This window comes from Lachnoclostridium sp. An181 (assembly GCF_002160325.1).
Lineage (GTDB): Bacteria > Bacillota > Clostridia > Lachnospirales > Lachnospiraceae > An181.
On the sequence record NZ_NFKJ01000017.1, the window covers coordinates 36,146 to 44,260 of the forward strand.

Genomic DNA, 8,115 nt, shown 5'->3' on the forward strand with positions numbered 1-8,115 from the left:
CCTTGATTTTTCAAGCCTTTTTCATAAATTTATTACCAAACAGATGAAAGTGTTTTCCACACTCTCACCTGTGATTTATTAAGCATTTTTGTTTGATAAAACTTTCTCCTGAACAGACTTCGGAACCGGCTCGTATTTCTCAAAGAACATAGAGTAGTTACCACGTCCCTGTGTCCTGGAACGAAGGTCTGTGGAGTATCCGAACATTTCGGACAACGGTACATATCCGCGTACGATCTTTCCGCCGCCAAGGTCATCCATACCTTCGATACGTCCACGGCGGGAGTTGATGTCACCGATAACATCTCCCATGTATTCTTCCGGCATCGTTACCTCTACCTTCATGATAGGCTCAAGAAGTACCGGCTCGCCTTTCTTCATCGCATCCTTGAATGCAAGAGAACCTGCAATGTGGAATGCCATTTCAGAAGAGTCGACTTCATGGTAAGAACCATCGTATACATTTGCGTGTACGCCGACAACCGGGAATCCTCCGAGGATACCGGATTTCATTGCCTCTTCGATACCTTCGCCTACTGCCGGGATGTATTCCTTCGGAATCGCGCCACCGACAACAGTGGATTCAAATTTGTAAGTTTCCTCGCCATTGACATCCATTGGCTCGAATTTAACTTTACAGTGTCCGTACTGTCCACGTCCACCGGACTGTTTTGCGTACTTGCTGTCAACCTCAACCGGTTTTGTGATCGCTTCTTTGTAAGCAACCTGAGGAGCACCTACGTTAGCCTCTACCTTGAATTCACGAAGGAGACGGTCAACGATGATCTCAAGGTGGAGCTCACCCATACCAGCGATGATTGTCTGACCTGTTTCATGGTCTGTATGCGCACGGAATGTCGGATCCTCTTCCGCAAGTTTTGCCAAAGATTCACCAAGTTTACCCTGGGATGCCTTTGTCTTCGGCTCAATAGCAAGCTCGATAACCGGCTCAGGGAATTCCATGGATTCAAGGATTACCGGATGCTGCTCGTCACAGATTGTATCACCTGTTGTTGTGAATTTGAATCCGATCGCAGCTGCGATATCACCTGAATATACTTTGTCAAGTTCCTGTCTCTTGTTTGCGTGCATCTGAAGGATACGTCCAACACGCTCTTTTTTGCCTTTTGTTGCATTCAGGACATAAGAACCGGAGTTCATTGTTCCTGAGTACACTCTGAAGTAAGCAAGTTTTCCTACGAATGGGTCTGTCATGATCTTGAATGCCAGAGCAGAGAATGGCTCTTCGTCAGAAGAATGTCTCTCAATCTCATTTCCATCCATATCCACACCTTTGATAGCCGGGATATCTGTTGGAGCCGGCATGTACTCAAGAATAGCATCCAGAAGTTTCTGAACACCTTTGTTTCTGTATGCAGAACCACAGCATACAGGAACAGCTGTACATTCGCATGTTGCTTTTCTAAGAACTGCTTTCAGTTCGTCGATAGATGGTTCTTCCCCTTCCAGGTACATCATCATCAGATCGTCGTCCAGTTCACAGATTTTTTCTACCAATTCTGTACGGTACAGCTCTGCGTCATCCTTCATATCATCCGGGATATCGCACACTGTAATATCATCGCCCTTATCATCATTGTAGATGTAAGCCTGCATCTCCATCAGGTCGATGATTCCCTTGAATTCATCTTCTTTTCCGATTGGAAGCTGAAGACAGATGGCATTTTTACCTAATCTTGTCTTGATCTGTTCTACGGCATTGTAGAAGTCAGCACCCAAGATATCCATTTTGTTGATAAATGCCATTCTTGGTACGTTGTATGTGTCAGCCTGACGCCATACGTTTTCTGACTGAGGTTCTACACCACCTTTAGCACAGAACACACCTACGGCACCGTCAAGTACACGCAGGGAACGCTCAACCTCTACAGTAAAGTCAACGTGTCCCGGAGTATCAATGATATTGATACGGTGTTCCAGAGCATCTTTCTTTGGCTTTGTCTTTTCTTCCAAAGTCCAGTGACATGTTGTAGCGGCTGAAGTGATCGTGATACCTCTTTCCTGCTCCTGCTCCATCCAGTCCATGGTTGCAGTACCTTCATGAGTATCACCGATTTTATAGTTAACACCGGTATAATATAAGATACGCTCTGTAAGAGTAGTCTTACCTGCATCGATATGAGCCATGATACCAATGTTTCTGGTTCTCTCTAATGGATATTCTCTTCCAGCCAAGGTTTTTTCCTCCTATAAATAAATCAGGTCAATTACTCTAAGCAGCTCCGCGCACGGAACTGCTTTTTGTAATATTGAACTTATAAATTTTATTAGAATCTGTAATGAGCAAATGCTTTGTTTGCCTCTGCCATTTTGTGCATATCTTCTTTTCTCTTTACAGATGCACCTGTATTGTTAGCAGCATCCATGATCTCATTTGCCAGTCTTTCTTCCATTGTCTTCTCGCCTCTTTTGCGTGAGAAGAATGTAAGCCAGCGAAGTCCTAAAGCCTGTCTTCTGTCAGCTCTAACTTCAATCGGTACCTGGTAGGTAGCTCCACCGATACGTCTTGCTTTAACTTCCAGAACCGGCATGATATTGTTCATTGCTTCTTCAAATACTTCGAGAGCTGGTTTTTCAGTCTTCGCCTCTACTCTTGCAAATGCTCCGTATACAATTTTCTGAGCTACGCCTTTCTTACCGTCTAACATGATGTTATTGATAAGCTTTGTAACCACTTTATTGTTGTACAATGGGTCCGCTAATACGTCTCTTTTTTGAGTATGTCCTTTACGTGGCACGGTCCTTCCCTCCTTAATTCTTATTCACCGGATTTTCCGGTCTTAATTAGATCATCGGTACTCACATGTGTCTTTCTACTTTTCCAAGCATGTGTTCGTGCGGGACTTTATCCAACCGCCATGGCGGTATTTATCGATATAAAACCCGCAACCAACAGGAATCATAGTTCTGTTTGTGATACGATTTAACAATCAGTTACTTTACCAATCAAAATCCGCCGTATTATTTCTTAGCGTCTTTTGGTCTCTTAGCACCGTATTTAGAACGAGCCTGTCTTCTCTTTGCAACACCTGCTGTATCAAGTGTACCACGTACGATATGGTATCTTGTACCTGGTAAGTCCTTAACACGACCTCCACGGATCAGAACAACGCTGTGTTCCTGAAGGTTGTGTCCTTCACCTGGAATGTAGCTTGTCACTTCGATTCCGTTAGAAAGACGAACTCTGGCGATTTTTCTAAGAGCTGAGTTAGGTTTTTTAGGAGTTGCAGTCTTAACTGCTGTACAAACACCTCTTTTCTGCGGTGCAGAAACATCAGTTGTTCTCTTTTTCAGGGAGTTGTATCCTTTCTGAAGAGCTGGTGCTGTAGATTTTTTTACAGATGTCTGACGTCCTTTTCTTACTAACTGGTTAAATGTTGGCATGCTTTTCACCTCCTGAATTTTTGGTTGCTGAGTTGATACTCTGTTATTTATGCGCATGCGAAAAAAACATATCTTTCCATGCACGCTTGATTATTGTATTATGAAAAACCCGCCATGTCAAGGGCAAATCCTTGAATTTTACGTGCTTTTTACCAGTATCTTCTATCCCAGCAAAAGGCTCCAGAGCGGCAGTGTCACAAGGGAAAGGATTGTTGTGACAAAAATCATGGCTGTGGCGTAATCCTCATCCCCGTCATATTTTGAAGATAAAAGCGCTGTTGTGACCGGTGCCGGCATCCCTGCGATGATGACCGTCACACCTCTCATCAACGGGGCAACCGGAAGAAATGCAGTGATGACAAATACGATCGCCGGGATCCAGACAAGGCGCATGCTTGTATAAAAGATCATCTGCTTGTCAATGAGTCCCTTTGGATTCATTTCCGCCAGCATCATCCCCACAAGCATCATACTAAGCGGCATATTGCACCCGCTGATGCCGTTAAATGTGCTGTCGAGAAAACGCGGCAGTTCCAAACCGGAAATCATATACAGCATTCCCAAATAAATGGCCACAATACATGGATGGGTCAAAACTTTTTTCAATAAATTTTCTTTTTTGCTGCCCATAAAACATGCAGTCCCGATAGACCACATAACAATCCGCACCGGCAGCATAAACACGGACGCATACAAAAGCCCTGAGGAGCCATAGATTCCTTCCACAACGGGATTGCCAAGAAATCCTCCATTTGACACGATCGTTCCATACTCAAGGGTTGGGCGTCTCTTTGTTTTCTCTTTTTTATATAGAGTTTTGCCAAGCAGTACGGAGATGACATTATAGCCCACAGACAAAAGAAGGATCTCTCCCCACGCCAGGAGCATATTCCACTCAAATTCCATCTGAAATGCACAGAAAATATTAAAGGGAAGAGTCACATAAATGCAAAGATCCACCATGTCCTGGCGCCCCCTTGTACTGACAATTCCCTTTCTGCGGATCAGATAACCCACTGCAACAAATGAAAACATCATAAGCTGCATATTTACCATATTCTCAAACATGTTTACAATCCCAGCTCGTCCGCAATCTCCAGCATGGAATCTTTTGCGATCTGCGCAAACTCTTCCAGTGAAATGCCGGTAAATTCGATGGATTCCATATAATCCCTGTTCGCCCCGGCCGCAAAGCGAAGTTCATTAAAACGTTTCAAGATAGATTTTGTCTTCACACTGGCCAGTTTTTTATCCGGATAAATCTGGGCAACAGCTTTTACAAAGCCACTCATCGGATCAGCTGCCAAAAGCGCATACTGCAGTGTTGTCTTTGCCTTCATCCCGCACTTTGGATTGTGAGCCTTGATCGCATCAAAAAGAACCGGGTCTTCGATTCCTTCTTTTTTCAGAATCTCCACAGATGTCGGTCCATGCACGCTCATATCGTGCTGCCAGTCACACTGTTCTTCATCCAGATCATGAAGGAGTCCGCAGATTCCCCAATATTCCACCTGATCCGGCGCTAATTTTTTTGCAAGACCTTTCATGATGGCCTCGACTGCATAGGAATGCTGGATGTAATTTTCACCCTGCATGTATTTCAACAATATTTCGTGTGCCTGTTGTCTTGTGATTGCCATTGTCAAACCCTCCCTGTATATATTTCCATATATTTTTTATTGTAGTACACGCCTTTATTCTTGTAAAGCAAAAAAGAGAGCCGCCCAAAAATCAGACGACTCTTTTTCTCATCCAACTAAGATGTTGTGCAATCCATTTACCTGGAATCACACCTTTTTCTTGCGAAACGCTGCGACAACAGCGACTCCTGCTGTTAGTGATACGGCCGCTGCCACTGCTGCATTTGCGGCATCTCCTGTCTTTGAAGATTTTTCTGCCGACGCTTTTGTAACTGTTTTACTGTCCTCTGCCTGTACATTTACAGTTTTATCTGCCGCATCTGTTTTGTCTGTTTGTTTTCCTGCATTTGCGATCACTTTATCGATTGCCGCCTGCAGGTTCTCAATTGCCATCCCAACTTCTGCCTTTGTGGCCTCCTCATTTGCATACACACTCTTTGCATCTGCAAGGGCTGAGCGGAACATTCGCGCATCTTCCCCTGTAACATTGGCAAGATTGATCGTCTGGGCAGAAACGATCAATGCCTTAAGTACATCCTTGCTTGGTTTTAGTCTCAAATCACTCATCGCCTTCAAAAGCGCTCTCCATGCATTGTCCACTTCCTCCTGCATTGCGTCCCCATCTGCATAAACGGCCTTGGCAGCTGTCAGGGATACATTGAATGCATCCTGTCCTGCCTCCAGATACTTGCTCAAATCAAGGGTATTTGCCATCTCAATGACTTTGGCAAGATCTTCTTTCTCCCCCTGTTTAAAGGAAAGATACTGCATCACGTTTATCAGGTCTTCCCATGTCCGGTCTACCATTTCCTGTGTCAGAGTCTCATCTCCTGACTCCGCTCTTTTCAGGATCTCCTGCGCCTGGGCTTTCAAGTCCTCAAATCTTTCTGCCACAGATGTGATCACACCTTCTGTGTCCGCCTTATCTGCAAGTTCAAGCGCATATTCCAGCACTGCAGTGGAAACGGTTTCACCCGATTGCGTCCATGTGATTTCCACTGGTTTAGAAACATAATCGCTCTCTCTTTCCGCCCCTGCACATTCTGCCATCATATATATTTTTGCTCCTGCCTGCAGGTCTTCTGGTAAAGTAAATGTCCCGGTACCATTTTCGGCAAGTTCTGTGTCCAGCTTTCCATAATAGAGAATTTGTGCATTATCTTTCCGATAATCTTTATCTGTAATCATAATCGATATCTGATTGATCGGCACATCGGTATTGTTGTCTGTGTATGTGTATGGAATGACTACGGTATTCCCATTGACGGTAACGTCTTTTCCATCTGCAATTTTTACTGTTTTCCCAGCGTCCAGCAAGGTCAGTTTCCACTCCCTTGTATCAGGATCCAAAGCAACCGGTGAAATCTCCTTTGTTTTATCTATTTCAACAGAGGAAACCATCAGGACATTGGACAAATCCAGGTTCAAAGACGGGCTTACTCCCTGTTCCCTTGTATTCCAGACAAGTTCCGTTCCAATACTTCCGTTCCAGGCAACCCATCCGACAAAATCCGGCTCGTACCAATCCGATGACCGCAGCCAATATCTGTCACCATACTCCACTTCAAACACACTCTTTTTTGCCCGTTCCGCACTTAACTTGTCTCTGTCCGGATCATGAGGATAGAGCAGATTTGCTTCCATAGCGCTGAGCATAAATACTTTTCTTTCCGGGGCTGCAAAATCCAAAAACCAGACTGCGTCCATATCATTTAATCCATACTTTCCATCAGATGCCTCAAGATTTGTGCTCGCTATAGCAGATTTCTCTATTTCTGAAAAGCTCTCCTCATAGAATTCTCCATTCAGCCAAATATCCGGGTCGCTGCCTCCAAATTCACACTGTTTCCCGGTTTCCTGACCTTCATTGGGTTTATCATCCGCATCAAACGGCATTTCCTTTAAAACATCCTGGCAGTCAAGAAAGAGCGTATCTCCCGTCTCAACTGTCTGCCCCATTCCATCGCCTTTCCTAAGCACACGATACAAAACAGGCATCATGGTTCCTTCATTATCGAATTCTCCAAAATATATCTTATGGTCATTGACATGATCCCATGTCCCATCTTTTGGCGCCAGAAAATCTTTTGACAGGTTCATATTTTTTACCGGAGTCTCCACTTCAAAGACAACCGTATATGTTTTTGTATTGCCCTCCTGCGCCGTAACCTTCAGCTCTGCCCTGGCAGTTCCATCTACAATCTGCACAGGAACTGCTTTTGCGGTCGTAGTTGCACATACTGTTTCTGCGCTCAAAAGAATGTCTCCTGTTGTTGCTGCCGGTAATTTTACCACATAAGAATCCGTATCAGCGGAAAAATCCGGGACATCGACTGGCTCTCCACCATTGATGCTGTATTTCAAAGAATTGATCTCCGTATTTCTGGAGTTTAACCGGAACACTTTAAAACAGTCCACATTGAGTGTTATTCCCGATGCCGCCACATTTTTCTCTCCGCTTGTTTCTATGCGGATCTTATGCGTCCCTGTTTCTTCAAATACTTTTGTATATACCCGTCTGTTGAATTGCTCGGCAGCACTGTACTGATCATCCGTAGCCACCAAGACATCGTCCAGATAAATATTGGCAATCCCCGCTCCGCTTCCGCTCTTTGTATATACGGAAATTGCATCTCCCGTAAATTCATATTCAGCAGAGCCCTTTTGAGAAAAATAAATATGCGTATTGCCATGGCCTTGGGAACCGTTTTTCACAAGTCTATATTCTCCGGTCTTTGCAACCTCTTCCGACTCTGCTTCTGCAAATTCCACTTCCGCCGCACCTTCCTGGGGCTCTTCATCCATATCGATCCGGCTGTATGTAATCTTACCGCTTAACTTTGTGTCCTGCGCCTGCATAGCGGATACTGTTCCCATCATTCCAGCAGACATTCCGTAAAACAGCATTCCAGCCGAAATGGTTCCAACGACAAATCGATTCCACATTTTCTTTTTCATTCTTTTTCCTCCTCGTATAATAAGTTTGTAAGCATAAAACAGCTTACAGACTTATTCTTTTTTGATTAGACAGAAGGATAATTCTAAACATCCTTTCAGAAGAGGCTTCTTC

General features: G+C 44.3%; 6 protein-coding genes. All 6 read right to left on the reverse strand.

From position 1 onward, the window contains the following. Nucleotides 1–78: 78 nt before the first annotated feature. On the reverse strand, nt 79–2,196 hold the full coding sequence (gene fusA / locus B5F18_RS10430; protein ID WP_087157602.1) for an elongation factor G: 2,118 nt from the start codon (nt 2,194–2,196) through the stop codon (nt 79–81). A gap of 92 nt (nt 2,197–2,288) precedes the next feature. After that, nucleotides 2,289–2,759, reverse strand: coding sequence for a 30S ribosomal protein S7 (rpsG, locus tag B5F18_RS10435; protein WP_204217107.1), 471 nt, complete (start codon nt 2,757–2,759; stop codon nt 2,289–2,291). Nucleotides 2,760–2,982: 223 nt separating this feature from the next. Next, complete coding sequence (gene rpsL / locus B5F18_RS10440) at nt 2,983–3,405, reverse strand: 30S ribosomal protein S12 (RefSeq protein WP_087157604.1); 423 nt, start codon at nt 3,403–3,405, stop codon at nt 2,983–2,985. 162 nt (nt 3,406–3,567) lie between these two features. Continuing rightward, complete coding sequence (locus B5F18_RS10445) at nt 3,568–4,473, reverse strand: AEC family transporter (RefSeq protein WP_242955850.1); 906 nt, start codon at nt 4,471–4,473, stop codon at nt 3,568–3,570. 2 nt (nt 4,474–4,475) lie between these two features. Further along, nucleotides 4,476–5,045 (reverse strand): HD domain-containing protein, encoded by a 570-nt coding sequence (locus B5F18_RS10450; protein WP_087157605.1) that lies wholly within the window; start codon nt 5,043–5,045, stop codon nt 4,476–4,478. A gap of 147 nt (nt 5,046–5,192) precedes the next feature. Beyond that, nucleotides 5,193–8,003 carry a DUF6273 domain-containing protein gene (locus B5F18_RS10455; RefSeq protein ID WP_087157606.1) on the reverse strand — a complete coding sequence of 937 codons (2,811 nt, stop codon included), beginning with the start codon at nt 8,001–8,003 and terminating at the stop codon, nt 5,193–5,195. Between the last annotated feature and the right edge of the window lie 112 nt (nt 8,004–8,115).